Origin of the sequence: Escherichia sp. MOD1-EC6842 (genome assembly GCF_002965705.1) — a bacterium.
GTDB lineage: Bacteria > Pseudomonadota > Gammaproteobacteria > Enterobacterales > Enterobacteriaceae > Escherichia > Escherichia ruysiae.
In genome coordinates this window covers 79,786-98,596 of record NZ_PTRF01000012.1, presented here as the reverse complement: position 1 = coordinate 98,596, position 18,811 = coordinate 79,786, and the positions used below count along the sequence as shown (strand labels likewise).

Sequence of the window (18,811 nt, the reverse complement as noted above, 5' to 3'; positions counted from 1 at the left end):
GTTACGTGAGAAGGTTAAGGTTTATAAAAAGAGTTGAGTAATAATAAGAGTGCTAACAAGAAAGCAAAGCCGCATCAGGCAATCAGGATGCGGCTTTGTAGGTACGGGTTACTTACCGATACAGAAGCTGGAGAAAATCCGCCCCAGCAAATCATCAGAGGTAAATTCCCCGGTGATTTCGCTTAAGTTCTGCTGTGCCAGGCGCAACTCTTCCGCCAGCAGTTCACCTGCCCAGGCTCCCAACAGTTGCGCTTTGCCCTGTTGTAGATGTTCCGCCGCCTGTTCCAGCGCCTGTAAGTGACGACGACGCGCCAGGAAGCCACCTTCCATATTCGTGTCGAAACCCATGCTCTGTTTGAGATGGTTACGCAACACATCCACGCCTTCGCCAGTCCTTGCAGAGAGACGAATCAACGCGTGACCGTTCACTTCGCTCATTCCCAGCGTTTCGCCGGTAATGTCGGCTTTATTGCGCACCACGGTGATCGGCAGTTTTGCAGGCAGACGGGCGATAAACTCCGGCCAGATCTCTGCTGGATCAACGGCGTCTGTCGTCGTGCCATCAACCATAAACAGCACGCGATCGGCCTGTTCAATTTCCTGCCACGCGCGCTCGATACCAATACGTTCCACTTCGTCGCTGGCTTCTCGTAGCCCGGCGGTATCGATAATATGTAGAGGCATCCCGTCAATATGAATATGCTCACGCAGCACGTCGCGCGTGGTTCCGGCAATATCAGTCACGATTGCCGCTTCACGGCCTGCCAGCGCGTTTAACAGGCTCGATTTACCGGCATTTGGGCGCCCGGCAATCACCACCTTCATCCCTTCGCGCAGCAGACTACCCTGACGTGCTTCGGCGCGTACTGCGTCGAGGTCGGCAATCACGTCATTGAGTTGGGCTTCAATTTTGCCGTCGGAGAGGAAATCGATCTCTTCATCGGGGAAATCAATCGCCGCTTCGACGTAAATGCGCAAGTGGGTGAGGGCTTCCACCAGATGGTTGACCCGGGCGGAGAACGCGCCTTGCAGTGAGTTAAGCGCCGAACGAGCCGCCTGTTCTGAGCTGGCGTCGATAAGATCCGCAATCGCTTCGGCCTGGGCTAAATCGAGTTTATCGTTAAGAAACGCGCGTTCTGAAAACTCACCAGGGCGAGCAATCCGCAGGCCAGGAATGGTCAGAATACGTTTTAACAGCAGGTCGAGGATCACCGGACCGCCATGACCTTGCAGTTCCAGCACATCTTCACCGGTGAACGAGTTCGGGCCAGGGAACCATAGCGCAATCCCCTGATCGAGCACGCTGCCGTCGGCGTCTTTAAACGGAAGATAATCGGCGTAGCGCGGCTTAGGCAATTTACCCAGCACGGTTTCGGCAACTTCACGGGCTTTGAAGCCGGAGATGCGCAGGATGCCAACGCCGCCACGTCCAGGAGGCGTGGCCTGGGCTACGATAGTGTCATTATCGCTCATGATGTTCCTGTTGCTTTGTGTGGCGGATGCGCTGTGCTTATCCGCACTACGAAAAGAAAAAAGGCGGTCAACTGACCGCCCTTATTTTAGCGAAAACTCACCGAATCAGGATTTTTTCTTCTCGCGGCTATGCAGGCCACGTTTTTCCAGACCACGGTAAATCAGCTGCTGCTGAATAATGGTTACCAGGTTGCTGACGATATAGTACAGCACCAGACCTGACGGGAACCACAGGAAGAACACGGTGAAGATGACCGGCATAAAGGTCATGATCTTCTGCTGCATCGGGTCGGTCACGGTGGTCGGCGACATCTTCTGAATGAAGAACATCGTTACGCCCATCAGGATCGGCAGGATGTAGTACGGGTCCTGTGCAGACAGGTCGTGGATCCACAGTGCAAACGGTGCCTGACGCAGTTCAACGGAACCCATCAGCATGTAGTACAACGCCAGGAAGATTGGCATCTGGATCAGCAGCGGGAAGCAGCCGCCCAGCGGGTTAACCTTCTCAGCTTTGTACAGCGCCATCATTTCCTGGCTGATACGCTGTTTGTCATCGCCCAGACGCTCACGCATTGCCTGAATCTTCGGCTGCAGCATACGCATCTTCGCCATGGAGGTGTACTGCGCTTTGGTCAGCGGGTACATGATGCCACGAACGATAAAGGTGATGATGATAATGGAGAAGCCCCAGTTACCCACAAAGCTATGGATCCATTTCAGCAGTTTGAACAGCGGCTGAGAGATGAACCACAACCAACCGTAATCAACGGTCAGATCCAGGTGCGGAGCAACGGCCGCCATTTTGTCCTGGATTTCCGGGCCAACCCACAGGGTGCTGTTCATCGCGCCAGTCTGACCAGGCTGAACCAGTACCGGCTGAGATTTATAGCCGATAGCGGCGATGCCGTTACCCAGATTAGCGGTATAGAAGTTGTTGGTGCCGTCGTTATGCGGGATCCATGCAGTTGCGAAATACTGTTGCAGCATCGCAACCCAACCACCTTTCGAAGAGATGTTCAGGTTTTCGTTGTCAGCAATAGTATCGAACTTGTATTTCTCGTACTTCTCGTCAGGCGTGGAGTACGCCGCGCCACGGAAGGTATGCAGCGCAAAGTTGCTGCTTCCGGTATCGAGATGCGGTGGCAGAGTGATGGATTGCTTCAACTGACCAAAGGTGGAGATCTCCAGCGGTTTTTCGCCAGCGTTCTGCACGTTGTAGTTGACGTTGACAGCGTAATCACCACGTTTCAGGACAAACGTTTTGGTAAACGTGTTGCCTGCCGCGTCGGTATACGTCATCGGCACCTGCAGTTCGTTTTGGCCTTCAGCCAGCACATAAGCGTCTTTTTCGACGTTATACAGCGGACGCGGGCCGTTAGCCGGGTTATCCGGGCCATCACGACCGGTCAGACCGCTCTGTGCCTGATAAATAAACTGCGGTGAGGTTTCCAGCAGCTGGAACGGCTGGGTAGAGTTCAGTTCTTTCGGGTAAGCCGGCAGCAGGGCCTGCTCAACATCACCACCACGGGTGTTGATGGTCAGATCAAGCACGTCGGTTTTAACCGAAATCAGTTTCCCCTGGCCACTGGCCGGTACGCCCTGGTCGGCGGCGCTACCCGCTGCGGTGGTCGTTGTCTGCGTGGTCTGTTGAACCTGAGGTTGCGGGTTTTTATCCTGCTCCCAGGCTTGCCAGATCATGAAAGACACGAACAGCAAAGCGATGACTAAAAGATTGCGTTGCGAATCCATCGTTAGTGTTCTCTGGTATCAAATGGTCCGGGCGGGACGGGATCGTCACCACCAGGGTGTAAAGGGTGGCATTTTAATACGCGTTTCACCGTCAACCAACTGCCTTTTATCACTCCAAACCTGCGCAATGCCTCAATTCCGTAGCTTGAACAGGTTGGAGTGAAACGACAATGCGGCCCGAGTAGCGGACTAATCAGGCGTTGGTAGACCCGAATAAGGGCTATCAGGACCCGCGAGCCAGGCGACAGTGGCGGCGCCATAATTTTTCCAACGCTTCCGAGAGAGCACGGTTATCGAGGTCGGCAACCCCTTTTTTCGCCACCACCACGAAATCCATAGCCGGGAGTTCATGTTGGCGTAGACGGAAGCTTTCACGCGTCAGACGTTTAATCCGATTGCGTTCATGCGCTCGTCGAACGTTTTTCTTGGCGACTGTAAGACCGATACGGGGATGCCCCAGCGAATTCAGGCGGCCGAGGATGGTGATTTGCGGCGTGCCAGCCCGTTGTGGCTGCTGGAAGACGAATGTGAATTGACTGGGAGTTAACAAGCGTAACTCCCTGGGAAATGCGAGCTTAACCACTCAGGGGTTAGCTTTATTACTTAGAAACGGTCAGACGAGCACGGCCTTTAGCACGACGACGTGCCAGTACCTGACGACCATTTTTAGTAGCCATACGAGCACGGAAGCCGTGAGAACGGTTGCGCTTCAGTACAGACGGTTGAAAAGTGCGTTTCATGGCGATTTCTACCTAAACTTGAATAAATTCAATGGCTTTATTGGATATCCGTCCGAAAATCGAACGATGGACACCGAAGCCATGGGTGATTAAAGAGGCCGGATTGTAATAATTGTACACTCCGGAGTCAATTCTCTTTCCTTATTTACCGCGCTTTTCCGCACCTTTTCACAGGGAAAAAGTGCAACTGTATACCGGTGAAAACCAGCATTGCGCGCCGGGTGGAGGATTATACGGGCTACCAGGTAAAGCGCAAGGATCGCTCAGGATCTTTATTAGATCGATTAAGACTAATTTTGTTTATGGTCATTAAATTTTCCAATATGCGGCCTAAATCGTGCCCGCCTTGCGCCGGGATCGTTTACACTTAACGGGTTCTGGAAAGTCCTGTGGATAAATCGGGAAAATCTGTGAGAAACAGAAGATCTCTTGCGCAGTTTAGGCTATGATCCTCGGTCCCGATCGTTTTGCAGGATCTTGATCGGGCATATAACCGCAGACAGCGGTTCGTGCGTCACCCTCATGCAGGGTCTTTTCGACGTGCGTCAACAATCATGAATGTTTCAGCCTTAGTCATAATCGACTTTTGTTCGAGTGGAGTCCGCCGTGTCACTTTCGCTTTGGCAGCAGTGTCTTGCCCGATTGCAGGATGAGTTACCAGCCACAGAATTTAGTATGTGGATACGCCCATTGCAGGCGGAACTGAGCGATAACACGCTGGCCTTGTACGCGCCAAACCGTTTTGTCCTCGACTGGGTACGGGACAAGTACCTCAATAATATCAATGGACTGCTAACCAGTTTCTGCGGAGCGGATGCCCCACAGCTGCGTTTTGAAGTGGGCACAAAGCCCGTGACACAAACGCTGAAAGTCCCTGCCAGTAACACCGTTGCACCAGCTCAGGCCGCTCAGGTGCAACCGCAACGTGCTGCACCTGCGGCGCGCTCGGGTTGGGATAACGTTCCGGCTCCGGCAGAACCGACCTATCGTTCCAACGTTAACGTTAAACATACATTTGATAACTTCGTCGAAGGTAAATCTAACCAACTGGCGCGCGCGGCGGCTCGCCAGGTGGCAGACAACCCTGGCGGCGCCTATAACCCGCTGTTCCTTTATGGCGGCACGGGGCTGGGGAAAACTCACCTGCTCCATGCGGTGGGCAATGGCATTATGGCGCGCAAGCCCAATGCCAAAGTGGTTTATATGCACTCCGAACGTTTTGTGCAGGACATGGTAAAAGCTCTGCAAAACAACGCGATTGAAGAGTTTAAACGCTACTACCGTTCAGTAGATGCGCTGCTGATCGACGATATTCAGTTTTTTGCTAATAAAGAACGATCCCAGGAAGAGTTTTTCCACACTTTTAACGCCCTGCTGGAAGGTAATCAGCAGATCATTCTCACCTCGGATCGCTATCCGAAAGAGATCAACGGCGTTGAGGATCGTTTGAAATCCCGCTTTGGCTGGGGACTGACTGTGGCGATCGAACCGCCAGAGCTGGAAACCCGCGTGGCGATCCTGATGAAAAAGGCCGACGAAAACGACATTCGTTTGCCGGGCGAAGTGGCGTTCTTTATCGCCAAGCGTCTACGATCTAACGTGCGTGAGCTGGAAGGGGCACTGAACCGCGTCATTGCTAACGCTAACTTTACCGGACGGGCGATCACCATCGACTTCGTGCGTGAGGCGCTGCGCGATTTGCTGGCATTGCAGGAAAAACTGGTCACCATCGACAATATTCAAAAGACGGTGGCGGAGTACTACAAGATCAAAGTCGCGGATCTCCTTTCCAAGCGTCGATCTCGCTCGGTGGCGCGTCCGCGCCAGATGGCGATGGCGCTGGCGAAAGAGCTGACTAACCACAGTCTGCCAGAGATCGGCGATGCGTTTGGTGGTCGTGACCACACGACGGTGCTTCATGCTTGCCGTAAGATCGAGCAGTTGCGTGAAGAAAGCCATGATATCAAAGAAGATTTTTCAAATTTAATCAGAACATTGTCATCTTAATCCTATGAAATTTACCGTAGAACGTGAGCATTTATTAAAACCGCTACAACAGGTGAGCGGTCCGTTAGGTGGTCGTCCTACGCTACCGATTCTCGGTAATCTGCTGTTACAGGTTGCTGACGGTACGTTGTCGCTGACCGGTACTGATCTCGAGATGGAAATGGTGGCACGTGTTGCGCTGATTCAGCCGCACGAACCAGGGGCGACGACCGTTCCGGCGCGCAAATTCTTTGATATCTGCCGTGGTCTGCCTGAAGGCGCGGAAATTGCCGTGCAACTGGAAGGTGAGCGGATGCTGGTGCGCTCCGGGCGTAGCCGTTTTTCACTCTCTACCCTGCCAGCGGCGGATTTCCCGAACCTCGATGACTGGCAGAGCGAAGTCGAATTTACCCTGCCGCAGGCGACGATGAAGCGTCTGATTGAAGCGACCCAGTTTTCAATGGCGCATCAGGACGTTCGCTATTATTTAAACGGTATGTTGTTCGAAACCGAAGGCGAAGAACTGCGTACCGTGGCGACCGACGGTCACCGTCTGGCGGTCTGCTCAATGCCGATTGGTCAGTCTTTGCCAAGCCATTCGGTGATTGTGCCGCGTAAAGGTGTGATTGAACTAATGCGTATGCTCGACGGTGGCGACAATCCGCTGCGCGTGCAGATTGGCAGCAACAACATTCGCGCCCACGTTGGCGACTTTATCTTCACCTCCAAACTGGTGGACGGTCGCTTCCCGGATTACCGTCGAGTTCTGCCGAAGAACCCGGATAAACATCTGGAAGCTGGCTGTGATCTGCTCAAACAGGCGTTTGCTCGTGCGGCGATTCTCTCTAACGAGAAATTCCGTGGTGTGCGCCTGTATGTCAGTGAAAACCAGTTGAAAATTACCGCCAACAACCCGGAACAGGAAGAAGCGGAAGAGATCCTCGACGTCACCTATAGCGGTGCAGAAATGGAAATCGGCTTCAACGTTAGCTATGTGCTGGATGTTCTGAACGCGCTGAAATGCGAAAACGTGCGTATGATGCTGACCGATTCGGTTTCCAGCGTGCAGATTGAAGATGCCGCATCACAGTCGGCTGCCTATGTTGTCATGCCAATGAGACTGTAATGTCCCTCACCCGCTTGTTGATCCGCGATTTCCGCAATATCGAAAACGCGGATCTCGCTTTATCTCCTGGCTTTAACTTTCTGGTGGGTGCCAACGGCAGTGGCAAAACCAGCGTGCTGGAAGCCATCTATACGCTCGGTCACGGTCGGGCGTTTCGTAGTTTGCAGATTGGTCGCGTCATTCGCCATGAGCAGGAGGCGTTTATTCTCCACGGGCGATTACAGGGCGAAGAGCGTGAGACGGCAATTGGCTTAACCAAAGATAAACAGGGCGACAGCAAAGTCCGCATTGACGGTACTGACGGGCATAAAGTCGCGGAGCTGGCGCATCTGATGCCGATGCAACTGATAACGCCAGAAGGGTTTACTTTACTCAACGGCGGCCCGAAATACAGAAGAGCATTCCTCGACTGGGGATGCTTTCACAACGAACCTGGATTTTTCACCGCCTGGAGCAATCTCAAGCGTTTGCTCAAGCAGCGCAATGCGGCGCTGCGCCAGGTGACTCGTTACGAGCAGCTACGCCCGTGGGATAAAGAACTGATCCCGCTGGCGGAGCAAATCAGCACCTGGCGCGCCCAGTACAGCGCCGGTATCGCCGCCGATATGGCCGATACCTGTAAGCAATTTCTCCCGGAGTTTTCTCTGACTTTCTCTTTTCAGCGCGGCTGGGAGAAAGAGACAGAATACGCTGAGGTGCTGGAACGTAATTTTGAACGCGATCGCCAGCTAACCTACACCGCGCACGGCCCGCACAAAGCGGACTTACGCATTCGCGCCGACGGTGCGCCGGTGGAAGATACCTTATCGCGTGGGCAGCTAAAGCTGCTGATGTGCGCCTTACGTCTGGCGCAAGGAGAGTTCCTCACCCGTGAAAGCGGGCGGCGGTGTCTCTACCTGATAGATGATTTTGCCTCTGAGCTTGATGATGAGCGTCGCGGACTGCTTGCCAGTCGCTTAAAAGCGACGCAATCACAGGTCTTTGTCAGTGCGATAAGTGCTGAACACGTTATAGACATGTCGGACGAAAATTCGAAGATGTTTACCGTGGAAAAGGGTAAAATAACGGATTAACCCAAGTATAAATGAGCGAGAAACGTTGATGTCGAATTCTTATGACTCCTCCAGTATCAAAGTCCTGAAAGGGCTGGATGCGGTGCGTAAGCGCCCTGGTATGTATATCGGCGACACGGATGACGGCACCGGTCTGCACCACATGGTATTCGAGGTGGTAGATAACGCTATCGACGAAGCGCTCGCGGGTCACTGTAAAGAAATTATCGTCACCATTCACGCCGATAACTCTGTCTCTGTACAGGATGATGGGCGCGGCATTCCGACCGGTATTCACCCGGAAGAGGGCGTATCGGCGGCGGAAGTGATCATGACCGTCCTGCACGCGGGCGGTAAATTTGACGATAACTCCTATAAAGTGTCCGGCGGTCTGCACGGCGTTGGTGTTTCGGTAGTAAACGCCCTGTCGCAAAAACTGGAGCTGGTTATCCAGCGTGAAGGTAAAATTCACCGTCAGATCTACGAGCACGGTGTACCGCAGGCACCGCTGGCGGTTACCGGCGATACTGATAAAACCGGCACTATGGTTCGTTTCTGGCCAAGCCTCGAAACGTTCACCAATGTGACCGAGTTTGAATATGAAATTCTGGCGAAACGTCTGCGTGAGTTGTCGTTCCTCAACTCCGGCGTTTCCATTCGTCTGCGCGACAAGCGCGACGGCAAAGAAGACCACTTCCACTATGAAGGCGGCATTAAGGCGTTCGTTGAATATCTGAACAAGAACAAAACGCCGATCCACCCGAATATCTTCTACTTCTCCACCGAAAAAGACGGTATTGGCGTCGAAGTGGCATTGCAGTGGAACGATGGCTTCCAGGAAAACATCTACTGCTTTACTAACAACATTCCGCAGCGTGACGGCGGTACTCACCTGGCAGGCTTCCGTGCGGCGATGACCCGTACCCTGAACGCCTACATGGACAAAGAAGGCTACAGCAAAAAAGCCAAAGTCAGCGCCACCGGTGACGATGCGCGTGAAGGCCTGATTGCGGTCGTTTCCGTGAAAGTGCCGGATCCGAAATTTTCCTCCCAGACCAAAGACAAACTGGTTTCTTCTGAGGTGAAATCGGCGGTAGAACAGCAGATGAACGAACTGCTGGCAGAATACCTGCTGGAAAACCCAACCGACGCGAAAATCGTGGTCGGCAAAATCATTGATGCCGCTCGTGCGCGTGAAGCTGCGCGTCGCGCCCGTGAAATGACCCGTCGTAAAGGCGCGCTGGACTTAGCTGGCCTGCCGGGCAAACTGGCGGACTGTCAGGAGCGCGACCCGGCGCTTTCCGAACTGTACCTTGTGGAAGGGGACTCTGCGGGCGGCTCTGCGAAGCAGGGGCGTAACCGCAAGAACCAGGCGATTCTGCCGCTGAAGGGTAAAATCCTCAACGTTGAGAAAGCCCGTTTCGATAAGATGCTTGCTTCCCAGGAAGTGGCGACGCTTATCACCGCACTTGGTTGTGGTATTGGTCGTGACGAATACAATCCGGACAAACTGCGTTATCACAGCATCATTATCATGACCGATGCGGACGTCGACGGCTCGCACATTCGTACATTGCTGTTGACCTTCTTCTATCGTCAGATGCCGGAAATCATCGAACGCGGTCATGTCTACATTGCTCAGCCGCCGCTGTACAAAGTGAAGAAAGGCAAGCAGGAGCAGTACATTAAAGACGATGAAGCGATGGATCAGTACCAAATTTCTATCGCTCTGGATGGTGCATCTTTGCATACCAACGCCAGTGCACCAGCTTTAGCTGGTGAAGCGTTAGAAAAACTGGTGTCTGAGTACAATGCGGCGCAGAAAATGATCGTTCGCATGGAACGTCGCTATCCGAAAGCAATGCTGAAAGAGCTTATCTATCAGCCGACGCTGACGGAAGCGGATCTCTCTGACGAGCAGACTGTTACCCGCTGGGTGAACGCGCTGGTCAGCGAACTGAACGACAAAGAACAGCACGGCAGCCAGTGGAAGTTTGATGTCCACACCAATGCCGAGAAAAACCTGTTCGAGCCGATTGTTCGCGTGCGTACCCACGGCGTGGATACTGACTATCCGCTGGATCACGAGTTTATCACCGGCGGCGAATATCGTCGTATCTGCACGCTGGGCGAGAAACTGCGCGGTCTGCTGGAAGATGATGCGTTTATCGAACGTGGCGAGCGTCGTCAGCCGGTAGCCAGCTTCGAGCAGGCGCTGGACTGGCTGGTGAAAGAGTCCCGTCGCGGCCTCTCCATCCAGCGTTATAAAGGTCTGGGCGAGATGAACCCGGAACAGTTGTGGGAAACCACAATGGATCCGGAAAGCCGCCGTATGCTGCGCGTTACCGTTAAAGATGCGATTGCCGCCGACCAATTGTTCACCACGCTGATGGGCGACGCCGTAGAACCGCGCCGTGCGTTTATCGAAGAAAACGCCCTGAAAGCGGCGAATATCGATATTTAAAATGCGAGCGTGCCTGATGCGCTACGCTTATCAAGCCTACGAAACTTCTGCAATATATTGAATTTGCAATGTTTTGTGGGCCGGGTAAGGCGTTCATGCCGCATCCGGCAAGAAGCTATAAGTAATAAAAGGGCGGAGATGATCTCCGCTCTTTTTATTTCTGCAATCCGCAATTATCATCCCGCAGAACTATACTTTTTGAGTCAACACGTAACGCTTTACAGGTGAATATCATGGGGCTTTTTGATGAAGTTGTCGGTGCCTTTCTGAAAGGCGATGCGGGAAAATATCAGGCGATTTTAAGTTGGGTTGAGGAGCAGGGGGGCATCCAGGTGCTGCTGGAAAAACTGCAAAGTGGCGGTTTAGGTGCCATTCTCTCAACCTGGTTGAGTAATCAACAGGGCAATCAGCCGGTGAGCGGCGAGCAACTGGAGTCGGCGCTCGGCACAAACGCGGTGTCCGATCTCGGGCAAAAACTCGGCGTAGATACCCGTGCTGCTTCCAGCTTACTGGCGGAACAATTGCCGAAGATTATTGATGCTCTTTCACCGCAGGGTGAAGTGTCACCACAAGCCAATAACGATCTGCTTTCCGCAGGCATGGAGTTGCTGAAAGGGAAACTCTTCCGCTAAGCAAAAGGGGAGCACGCAACACGCGTTGCATCCCCCTTTTCCCTCGGGTGTTGTACTGATTTTTGAGCGGAATCGCGTTAGCATGAGTCAGGAACCAATCTACCTGGGGAACTCATGGCTATCAAACTCATTGCTATCGATATGGATGGCACCCTTCTGCTGCCCGATCACACCATTTCACCCGCCGTTAAAAATGCGATTGCCGCAGCTCGCGCCCGTGGCGTGAATGTCGTACTGACGACGGGGCGCCCTTATGCAGGCGTTCACAACTACCTGAAAGAACTGCATATGGAACAGCCGGGCGACTACTGCATTACTTACAATGGCGCGCTGGTGCAGAAAGCCGCTGATGGTAGCACCGTGGCGCAAACAGCCCTGAGCTATGATGACTACCGTTTCCTGGAAAAACTCTCTCGTGAAGTCGGTTCCCATTTCCACGCGCTGGATCGCACCACGCTGTACACCGCCAACCGTGACATCAGCTACTACACAGTGCATGAATCATTTGTTGCCACCATTCCGCTGGTGTTCTGCGAGGCGGAGAAAATGAACCCTGATCCCCAGTTCCTGAAAGTGATGATGATTGATGAACCCGCCATCCTCGACCAGGCCATCGCGCGCATTCCGCAGGAAGTAAAAGAGAAATACACCGTGCTGAAAAGTGCGCCGTACTTCCTCGAAATCCTCGATAAACGCGTCAATAAAGGCACTGGCGTGAAATCGCTGGCGGAAGTGCTTGGCATTAAACCGGAAGAAATTATGGCGATTGGCGATCAGGAAAACGACATCGCAATGATTGAATACGCAGGCGTTGGTGTGGCGATGGATAACGCTATTCCTTCGGTGAAAGAAGTGGCGAACTTTGTCACTAAATCCAACCTTGAAGATGGCGTGGCGTTTGCAATCGAAAAGTATGTGCTGAATTAATCAGTAAGCGGGCAAACAGCATAAACGCGTTTGCCCGCAGCGATTAACAATTTCTGGTCGTGCATAAAATCAGGAACTGGAGTGGTGAAGTCACAATATCCAGCGTAATGGTGACTGGCAGCAGTACATTAGCGAGTCCGCGCGGGACGCCATTTGTTGTTTTGTACTCATAAAATCCCACCGTAAAGGGCTGATGGAAAACCATCACGTTTGAGTAATCCGCTTTTTTATTTTTCTGGTGGATAGAGCCTTTCAGGCCGTCCAGCATCCATGTACAACGCAGAGAATCACACACAAAGCCATATTGTGTCGCCAGAGCTTTATCTTCCTCGTTGTTCCAGTCGTAATAGAGCGTAATAGCACCAGAGAAATTCTTATTACTGCTGCTTAAAATAAATTTCGCGTTATCAGAAACGGTGATTCTTTCGCCATGAATTGCCGGATCGTTCAGCATTTTAACCACCTCACCGCCGCCGGTGGTCAACAGATAGTCCAACGATTCACCAACAAAAACATAGCCTTTCGTACCGTTACTATCCTCTGCCAGCGATAAACCCTTAATCGTATCTGACCGCCATTGCTCGGCATGTGGACGGCCTGCGGTATTGGAAACCAACCCCCAGGTGATACATCCGGTCAACGCGAATGCCAAAGAACATAAACTGGCAGCCTTAAAAAATCCCTTAAAATTCAAAATCATGATTAATCCTTTAAACAACAATGAAACAGCTGCAAGCATACCTTTCTTTTCACTTATTTAGGATAAAGCACCCTGCTTTCAGAATAGTGCCCGGCGCAATTCATCTGCGAAATATGCGACACACCACTGCGCATAATCCACTTTCTTAAGGCAGGTGCAGTCAAGCATCGGCTTTTTACTATCTTGCCGTAGAGTTTTAAACGCAATTTGCGGGTGGCGCGCCAGTAAGCGGCATTGAGCTTCTCTGGCTGCTTCAGTAACACAGAACGCAGTATTTCCGCACTGTCCAACGCATAGCTAATCCCTTCCAGAGAACTGGCGCTGATAAATCCCGCCGCTTCACCAATCAGAAAGGCGTTGTCCTTACCGCAGACAAAATCCTGCCAGCGTGAGGGAAACAGCACCGTGCATTTTTCACTTTTCACCGCTTTGCCAAACTGGAACTGAAAGGCGTTCATTTTCTCTTTCAGCGCCGCGAAACGCGCCTGACCGTCTTTCATCGGATAGGCACCGCCAAAGATAAAATAACCGTCTTTGCTGATACTCCATGAATAACAGTCGGTTATCGCATTATCAAAGATGCAGGAGTAGAACGGCACCGGATGCTTCTCTGCGAACCACTGCTGGATAGCGACATATTTACGAATCTGATGATCCGGATAAAGATGTCGCCGCACCATCGAGTTTGCGCCATCGGCACCCACCAGATAACGGGCGGTAATATGCTGCTCCCAGCCGTCTGCGCGAAAAATGACATGCCATTTATCATCCTCATGCCAGATTTTTCGACACAGGCTGTCGTGGTAAACCTCAACGCTGGCGGGGATCAGCGACTTCATCTACAAGTCGAAGGCATGGCGATTAATATTGATATAGCTCCGCTGGTAGTTACGCGTGAGCGATGCGGCGACGTCGACGGTTTTGACGCTGAAAATCTGCGGATTGGCGATCACATCGACAGGAAGCGTCAGTCCATCGCGAATAAAAGAACGCTGCGCGTCCGGTGCCAGCAGACCACCACAAGGCTTGCTGAAACCTTCAGTACCGCACTGGTGCTTTTTATCCAGCGCGATCACCTGCATTTTGCCTGCTAACTGCCGCGCCAACGCCGACCCCGCCGGGCCGAGGCCAATAATCGCCACGTCGAAATGTTCCATCTTTTTACTCACATTCATCACGATGGCAAAAGACTATTGTCTGAAAGTGAAGTCCTTGTGAAGTATGATGGCGGGAAACGTTTTGTATCAGGATCACGCCATGAAACAACTCACCAACGCTTCACGAAATCACCTGCTCACCAATACCAATACCTGGACACCCGACAGCCAGTGGCTGGTGTTTGATGTGCGTCCTTCTGGCGCGTCGTTTACCGGCGAGACCATTGAGCGCGTGAATATCCATACCGGCGAGGTCGAGGTTATCTACCGGGCGTCACAGGGCGCACACGTCGGCGTGGTGACCGTTCATCCGAAGTCAGAGAAATATGTCTTCATCCACGGCCCTGAAAATCCTGATGAAACATGGCATTACGATTTCCATCACCGCCGTGGCGTGATTGTTGAAAGTGGAAAGGTGAGTAATCTCGATGCAATGGATATTACCGTTCCGTACACCCCAGGGGCGCTACGCGGCGGCAGCCATGTGCATGTTTTTAGCCCGAACGGTGAAATGGTGAGTTTTACCTATAACGACCATGTAATGCATGAACTCGATTCGGCGCTGGATTTGCGAAACGTCGGGGTTGCCGTACCGTTTGGCCCGGTCAACGTACAAAAGCAGCATCCGCGTGAATACAGCGGTAGCCACTGGTGCGTGCTGGTGAGTAAAACTACGCCCGCGCCGCAGCCTGGCAGTGATGAAATCAATCGCGCTTATGAAGAGGGATGGGTAGGAAATCACGCGCTGGCATTTATTGGCGACACGCTTTCGCCAAAGGGCGAGAAAGTACCAGAGCTGTTTATTGTTGAGTTGCCGCAAGACGAAAACGGCTGGAAAGCAGCAGGTGATGCGCCGTTAAGCGGAACTGAATCGACCCTGCCCGCGCCGCCGCGTGGCGTCGTGCAGCGACGTTTAACCTTTACACACCATCGGGCTTATCCGGGGTTAGTCAACGTCCCGCGCCACTGGGTGCGCTGTAATCCACAGGGTACGCAAATCGCGTTTTTAATGCGTGATGATAACGGCATTGTGCAACTGTGGCTTATCTCGCCACAGGGAGACGAGCCGCGCCAGTTAACCCATAACAAAACGGATATCCAGTCTGCATTTAACTGGCATCCATCAGGAGAGTGGCTGGGCGTTGTGCTGGATAACCGCATTGCCTGCGTACATGCGCAAAGCGGTGAAGTTGAGTATTTAACTGATAATCACGCCAACCCACCTTCGGCAGACGCCGTGGTCTTCTCGCCGGACGGTAAATGGCTGGCGTGGATGGAAGCAGGTCAGCTGTGGATCACCGAAACGGGTCGCTAGTCAGTTCGCTGGCATTCTGGCTGGTGGAATAACGGCATTGATGGCTTGCGCGTCGGCTTCGCTTTTTTCCACGCGCGAGCGCACCGAACTGTCTTTGCGGAACGCATCCCACGGCAGCAAAAGTGTGTCCATGACTGCGGTAAATGGCATATCGAGAATCGCCAGCGATTTGGTTCCCCAGTTTGTTGTGTCATCGCCAATCATGGTGACACTAGCGCGGGTGCCGGGATACGTTCCCTCCTTACCTCCGGTATGGGACATTACGCTGGAGCATCCTCCGAGTAATGTCATTCCGCTGCATATCATGGACGCTAACAACACATTTCTTATCATAATAAATTCATCTGTTAATCGTGGGTGTTGGCATGATGTGTTATAGCGATCCCTTGCCGAAAATAACATCATCATCATGTCGCACTGTGGCGGCTATCGCACTTTAACGTTTCGTGCTGTCCTCCAGTCTATGCAATAGACCACAAACTGCAAAAAAAAGTCCGTTGGAAAGGCTTGAAAAGTGCATATCCAGACCCATTTTTATACCGTAGCTGATGAGAACGCGCCTGATGGGTGTTCTGGCTACCCGACCTGTCCATTGTGGAAGGTCTTATATTCTCGCTGATTTCAGGAGCTATTGATTATGCGTAACTTTGATTTATCCCCGCTTTATCGTTCTGCTATTGGATTTGACCGTTTGTTTAACCACTTAGAAAACAACCAGAGCCAGAGTAATGGTGGCTACCCTCCGTATAACGTTGAGCTGGTAGACGAAAACCATTACCGCATTGCTATCGCTGTCGCGGGGTTTGCTGAGAGTGAACTGGAAATTACCGCCCAGGACAATCTGTTGGTGGTGAAAGGTGCCCATGCTGACGAACAAAAAGAGCGCACCTATCTGTACCAGGGCATCGCAGAACGCAACTTCGAACGCAAATTCCAGTTAGCTGAGAACATTCATGTTCGTGGCGCTAACCTGGTGAACGGGCTGCTGTATATCGATCTTGAACGCGTGATTCCGGAAGCGAAAAAACCGCGCCGTATCGAAATCAACTAATTCTCTAAGGCCGCCAGGCGCGGCCTGACATTTCCATGCTCGCCGTCAGGGAGCATATGCGAATCTTCGGATTTGCAGGTACTTACTCGCTTCTTAGAAGGAGAAATGACTATGCGTAACTTCGATTTATCCCCACTGATGCGTCAATGGATCGGTTTTGACAAACTGGCTAATGCATTGCAAAACGCCGGTGAAAGCCAGAGCTTCCCGCCGTACAACATTGAGAAAAGCGACGATAACCACTACCGCATTACCCTGGCGTTGGCTGGTTTCCGTCAGGAAGATTTAGAGATTCAACTGGAAGGTACGCGCCTGAGCGTAAAAGGCACGCCTGAGCAGCCAAAAGAAGAGAAAAAATGGTTGCATCAAGGGCTTATGAATCAGCCATTTAGTCTGAGCTTTACGCTGGCTGAAAATATGGAAGTCTCTGGCGCAACCTTCGTTAATGGTTTGCTGCATATTGATTTAATTCGTAATGAGCCTGAACCCATCGCTGCGCAGCGTATCGCTATCAGCGAACGTCCCGCGTTAAATAGCTAATTAGCTATTCTTTTTGCCCCGCCAGCCTGGTGGGGCTTTTTTTATTAACCATCTTCAACTCTGTATTAATTTTCGTCAGGTTAAGATGTTCCGGCACTCTCTTTCCCGTGATAATGTGCGCCATAAGGCAAATCTGCTTCACCGATTCAGCCATAATCCGTAGCAATTAAAATGTTATCTCAAGAGAAATGGACGATGAGTGATATAGCATTAACGGTCAGTATTCTGGCTTTGGTGGCAGTCGTCGGTTTGTTTATCGGCAACGTCAAATTTCGCGGCATAGGATTAGGTATTGGCGGCGTGCTGTTTGGTGGGATCATCGTCGGCCATTTTGTTTCTCAGGCGGGGATGACATTAAGTAGCGATATGCTGCATGTTATTCAGGAATTTGGCCTGATCCTGTTCGTTTATACTATCGGGATTCAGGTAGGGCCGGGCTTCTTTGCCTCATTGCGCGTCTCCGGATTACGCCTCAACCTGTTTGCTGTTCTGATCGTCATCATCGGTGGTCTGGTTACCGCCATCCTGCATAAACTGTTTGATATTCCACTGCCGGTAGTGCTGGGGATTTTCTCCGGTGCGGTAACCAATACGCCAGCACTGGGGGCAGGGCAGCAGATCTTGCGCGACCTGGGTACACCAATGGAAATGGTCGATCAGATGGGGATGAGTTACGCGATGGCGTATCCATTCGGCATTTGCGGGATTTTGTTCACCATGTGGATGTTGCGGGTTATTTTCCGCGTCAATGTCGAGACAGAAGCCCAGCAGCACGAGTCTTCACGCACCAATGGCGGCGCGCTGATCAGGACTATCAATATTCGCGTTGAGAACCCTAACCTGCATGATTTAGCCATTAAAGATGTACCGATTCTCAACGGCGACAAAATTATCTGCTCGCGTCTGAAACGCGAAGAAACCCTAAAAGTACCTTCGCCAGATACCATTATCCAACTGGGCGATTTGCTGCATCTGGTGGGGCAGCCAGCGGATTTACATAATGCGCAACTGGTGATTGGTCAGGAGGTCGATACTTCGCTGTCCACGAAAGGCACTGATTTGCGCGTCGAACGCGTGGTGGTCACCAATGAAAATGTGCTCGGTAAACGTATTCGCGACCTGCACTTTAAAGAACGCTATGACGTTGTTATCTCGCGCCTGAACCGTGCCGGGGTTGAACTGGTCGCCAGTGGCGATATTAGCCTGCAATTTGGCGATATCCTCAACCTGGTGGGGCGGCCTTCTGCTATTGATGCCGTTGCCAATGTATTAGGTAATGCGCAGCAAAAACTGCAACAGGTTCAGATGTTACCGGTGTTTATTGGTATCGGTCTTGGCGTGTTGTTAGGCTCCATTCCCGTGTTTGTGCCTGGATTCCCGGCGGCATTGAAGCTGGGGCTGGCGGGGGGGCCGCTGATTATGGCGCTGATCCTTGGGCGTATTGGCAGTATCGGCAAGCTGTACTGGTTTATGCCACCAAGCGCCAACCTCGCGCTGCGGGAGCTGGGGATCGTACTGTTCCTCTCGGTAGTGGGTCTGAAATCCGGTGGGAATTTTGTCGATACCCTGGTCAATGGCGAAGGACTAAGCTGGATTGGTTATGGTGCCCTGATCACCGCTGTTCCGCTGATTACAGTCGGCATTCTGGCGCGGATGTTAGCCAAAATGAATTATCTCTCGATGTGCGGGATGTTGGCTGGCTCTATGACCGATCCTCCGGCGCTGGCGTTTGCCAATAATCTTCATCCTACCAGCGGTGCGGCGGCGCTCTCTTACGCCACGGTCTATCCGTTAGTCATGTTCCTGCGCATTATCACCCCCCAATTACTGGCGGTGCTCTTCTGGAGTATCGGTTAACTCTTTTCCGGGTGGAGTCGCCGTAAATGGCACTCCACC

18 protein-coding genes, 1 pseudogene and 1 other annotated feature are annotated in these 18,811 nt (G+C 52.2%); of the genes and pseudogenes, 10 read left to right on the top strand and 9 right to left on the bottom strand.

Annotated elements, in window-relative coordinates:
- Nucleotides 1-108: 108 nt before the first annotated feature.
- The 6 genes from mnmE to A7Z29_RS24070 form a co-directional block, all read right to left on the bottom strand.
- Entirely contained in the window at nt 109-1,473 is a 1,365-nt protein-coding gene (gene mnmE, locus A7Z29_RS15510; RefSeq protein ID WP_001282346.1) for a tRNA uridine-5-carboxymethylaminomethyl(34) synthesis GTPase MnmE, read from the bottom strand.
- A 105-nt stretch (nt 1,474-1,578) separates the two neighbouring features.
- Nucleotides 1,579-3,225, bottom strand: coding sequence for a membrane protein insertase YidC (gene yidC / locus A7Z29_RS15505; RefSeq protein WP_000378289.1), 1,647 nt, complete (start codon nt 3,223-3,225; stop codon nt 1,579-1,581).
- A 2-nt stretch (nt 3,226-3,227) separates the two neighbouring features.
- A complete protein-coding gene (gene yidD, locus A7Z29_RS15500; RefSeq protein ID WP_001307474.1) occupies nt 3,228-3,485 on the bottom strand; it encodes a membrane protein insertion efficiency factor YidD in 258 nt (85 codons plus the stop codon).
- Nucleotides 3,449-3,808 (bottom strand): ribonuclease P protein component, encoded by a 360-nt coding sequence (gene rnpA / locus A7Z29_RS15495; RefSeq protein WP_000239730.1) that lies wholly within the window; start codon nt 3,806-3,808, stop codon nt 3,449-3,451. The genes yidD and rnpA overlap by 37 nt, the downstream gene beginning before the upstream one ends.
- A 16-nt stretch (nt 3,809-3,824) precedes the next feature.
- On the bottom strand, nt 3,825-3,965 hold the full coding sequence (gene rpmH / locus A7Z29_RS15490) for a 50S ribosomal protein L34 (RefSeq protein ID WP_000831330.1): 141 nt from the start codon (nt 3,963-3,965) through the stop codon (nt 3,825-3,827).
- A 238-nt stretch (nt 3,966-4,203) separates the two neighbouring features.
- A complete protein-coding gene (locus A7Z29_RS24070; RefSeq protein ID WP_123056761.1) occupies nt 4,204-4,275 on the bottom strand; it encodes a hypothetical protein in 72 nt (23 codons plus the stop codon).
- A gap of 296 nt (nt 4,276-4,571) precedes the next feature.
- On the opposite strand from A7Z29_RS24070, the gene dnaA reads away from it, so the two are divergent.
- The 6 genes from dnaA to yidA all read left to right on the top strand — a co-directional run bounded on the left by dnaA (nt 4,572) and on the right by yidA (nt 12,152).
- Entirely contained in the window at nt 4,572-5,972 is a 1,401-nt protein-coding gene (gene dnaA / locus A7Z29_RS15485; RefSeq protein ID WP_000059098.1) for a chromosomal replication initiator protein DnaA, read from the top strand.
- 4 nt (nt 5,973-5,976) lie between these two features.
- Nucleotides 5,977-7,077, top strand: coding sequence for a DNA polymerase III subunit beta (gene dnaN / locus A7Z29_RS15480; RefSeq protein ID WP_000673456.1), 1,101 nt, complete (start codon nt 5,977-5,979; stop codon nt 7,075-7,077).
- Nucleotides 7,077-8,150 carry a DNA replication/repair protein RecF gene (recF, locus tag A7Z29_RS15475; protein WP_000060090.1) on the top strand — a complete coding sequence of 358 codons (1,074 nt, stop codon included), beginning with the start codon at nt 7,077-7,079 and terminating at the stop codon, nt 8,148-8,150. The genes dnaN and recF overlap by 1 nt, the downstream gene beginning before the upstream one ends.
- Nucleotides 8,151-8,178: 28 nt before the next feature.
- Nucleotides 8,179-10,593: a DNA topoisomerase (ATP-hydrolyzing) subunit B gene (gene gyrB / locus A7Z29_RS15470; RefSeq protein ID WP_000072054.1), complete on the top strand. Its 2,415-nt coding sequence runs from the start codon at nt 8,179-8,181 to the stop codon at nt 10,591-10,593.
- 233 nt (nt 10,594-10,826) lie between these two features.
- Entirely contained in the window at nt 10,827-11,225 is a 399-nt protein-coding gene (locus A7Z29_RS15465; protein WP_000522198.1) for a YidB family protein, read from the top strand.
- A gap of 114 nt (nt 11,226-11,339) precedes the next feature.
- On the top strand, nt 11,340-12,152 hold the full coding sequence (yidA, locus tag A7Z29_RS15460; RefSeq protein ID WP_105290435.1) for a sugar-phosphatase: 813 nt from the start codon (nt 11,340-11,342) through the stop codon (nt 12,150-12,152).
- A gap of 43 nt (nt 12,153-12,195) precedes the next feature.
- On the opposite strand, the gene A7Z29_RS15455 is transcribed toward yidA, so the two are convergent.
- Together A7Z29_RS15455 and cbrA are read right to left on the bottom strand one after the other, a co-directional pair.
- Nucleotides 12,196-12,852 carry a YidX family protein gene (locus A7Z29_RS15455; protein WP_105290434.1) on the bottom strand — a complete coding sequence of 219 codons (657 nt, stop codon included), beginning with the start codon at nt 12,850-12,852 and terminating at the stop codon, nt 12,196-12,198.
- Nucleotides 12,853-12,905: 53 nt separating this feature from the next.
- Nucleotides 12,906-14,009, bottom strand: a pseudogene (cbrA, locus tag A7Z29_RS15450) (colicin M resistance lipid reductase CbrA).
- A gap of 100 nt (nt 14,010-14,109) precedes the next feature.
- Here cbrA and A7Z29_RS15445 point away from each other — a divergent pair.
- Nucleotides 14,110-15,324, top strand: coding sequence for a DUF3748 domain-containing protein (locus A7Z29_RS15445; protein WP_198599424.1), 1,215 nt, complete (start codon nt 14,110-14,112; stop codon nt 15,322-15,324).
- Here the strand turns inward: A7Z29_RS15445 and A7Z29_RS15440 are convergent, their stop codons facing one another.
- Entirely contained in the window at nt 15,325-15,657 is a 333-nt protein-coding gene (locus A7Z29_RS15440; RefSeq protein WP_064732606.1) for a YceK/YidQ family lipoprotein, read from the bottom strand.
- Between the two features lie 238 nt (nt 15,658-15,895).
- Nucleotides 15,896-15,968, top strand: a sequence feature (ROSE (Repression Of Heat Shock gene Expression) occurs in the 5'-region of heat shock genes and acts as an RNA thermometer to modulate expression.).
- Between A7Z29_RS15440 and ibpA the strand changes: the two genes are divergently transcribed.
- The 3 genes from ibpA (at nt 15,962) to A7Z29_RS15425 (ending at nt 18,772) form a co-directional block, all read left to right on the top strand.
- Nucleotides 15,962-16,375: a small heat shock chaperone IbpA gene (gene ibpA, locus A7Z29_RS15435; protein ID WP_001243437.1), complete on the top strand. Its 414-nt coding sequence runs from the start codon at nt 15,962-15,964 to the stop codon at nt 16,373-16,375. It overlaps the preceding feature by 7 nt.
- 111 nt (nt 16,376-16,486) lie before the next feature.
- Entirely contained in the window at nt 16,487-16,915 is a 429-nt protein-coding gene (gene ibpB / locus A7Z29_RS15430; RefSeq protein WP_001243431.1) for a small heat shock chaperone IbpB, read from the top strand.
- 195 nt (nt 16,916-17,110) lie between these two features.
- Nucleotides 17,111-18,772, top strand: coding sequence for a putative transporter (locus A7Z29_RS15425; protein WP_105290432.1), 1,662 nt, complete (start codon nt 17,111-17,113; stop codon nt 18,770-18,772).
- The last annotated feature ends 39 nt before the right edge of the window (nt 18,773-18,811 follow it).